The organism is Chryseobacterium sp. FG46, assembly GCF_057809135.1.
In genome coordinates this window covers 1-462 of the sequence record NZ_JBMDJJ010000077.1, presented here as the reverse complement: position 1 = coordinate 462, position 462 = coordinate 1, and the positions used below count along the sequence as shown (strand labels likewise).

Sequence of the window (462 nt, the reverse complement as noted above, 5' to 3'; positions counted from 1 at the left end):
TTAATTATTTTATAATTTCCTCCTGTTTGAGACAATTTCCATTTCTGGCTGTTGCCAGCAGTATAGTCCCATTGGGTAAGTTTTGCTCCATCAGCTAAAGATCCGGAATATACATCTAGAACTTTCCCGCTTGCACGGTTTATTATTTTATAATCTTTAGCAGGATCAAATACTTCTACAATTTGCCATTGCTGATTATCGCCTTCTCCATAAGTCCACTGAATTATCCCTGTTCCATTTGTTATACTGGATTGAGAATTATCTAATGCTTTGCCACTCCAGGCATTTATAATTTTATAATATCCCGTGCCTAAATCCACTAACTGCCATTGCTGGTTTGCCCCTCCATTATCGCCATATTGGGTCATTACTGTACCGTCAGCAGTGGAACTGGAAGGGTTGTCAACCAGTTTGTTGCTATTCTTATTAATTATTTTATAATTTCCTCCTGTTTGAGACAAT

The 462-nt window shown here is 37.4% G+C and carries 1 protein-coding gene; it reads right to left on the bottom strand.

Features of this window, described 5'->3' with window-relative positions:
* Window positions 1–462, bottom strand: a 462-nt coding sequence (locus ACODR7_RS21575) for an RICIN domain-containing protein (protein ID WP_488842334.1), incomplete at both ends; no start/stop codon positions are given.